Source organism: Rhizobium sp. 01T444 (assembly GCF_056398305.1).
In genome coordinates, this window is the sequence record NZ_JBFTPD010000450.1 from 1 (window position 1) to 502 (window position 502).

The 502-nt window shown below is 69.7% G+C and carries 2 protein-coding genes; both read right to left on the reverse strand.

The features are described from left to right. Positions 1 to 248 (reverse strand): alcohol dehydrogenase catalytic domain-containing protein (locus AC1DTN_RS39410; RefSeq protein WP_477925706.1); only part of this gene is annotated, 248 nt, incomplete at its 3' end. A gap of 22 nt (positions 249 to 270) precedes the next feature. Next, the coding region (locus tag AC1DTN_RS39415) for an aldehyde dehydrogenase family protein (protein WP_477925708.1) at positions 271 to 502 on the reverse strand (232 nt) is incomplete at its 5' end.

A 502-nucleotide genomic window follows, 5' to 3' on the forward strand; every position in this document is an offset into this window, starting at 1 on the left:
CGCACACCCGGCCCGAGCGCCTCGACCACGCCGGCCGCCTCATGGCCCAGCGCCATCGGCATCGGGCGCGGCCTGTCGCCGTTGATGACCGACAGGTCCGAGTGACAAAGACCGGCCGCGGCGATCTTCACCAGGACCTCGTCGGGCCCGGGCGGGTCCAGCTCGACGGTACGGATGGCCAGGGGGCGGCTCCGCGCGTAGGGCGGTGCGGCCCCCATCCTGTCGAGCACTGCTGCCTTGATCTTCATGCCTGCATTCCTTTCCGGGCGCTCACAGCGCGATGCCGATCGACTTGAGCTCGGTGTACTGCCCGATGGCCTCGTAGCCCATCTCGCGGCCCCAGCCCGATTGCTTGAAGCCGCCGAAGGGCAGGCCGACGTCGACGACGTGGTGGGTGTTGATGCCGATCGTCCCGGCCTTCAGGCGCTTGGCGACACGGTGGGCCACGCTCACGTCGCGCGTGTACAGGCTGGCCGCCAGGCCGTAGATCGAATCGTTCGCC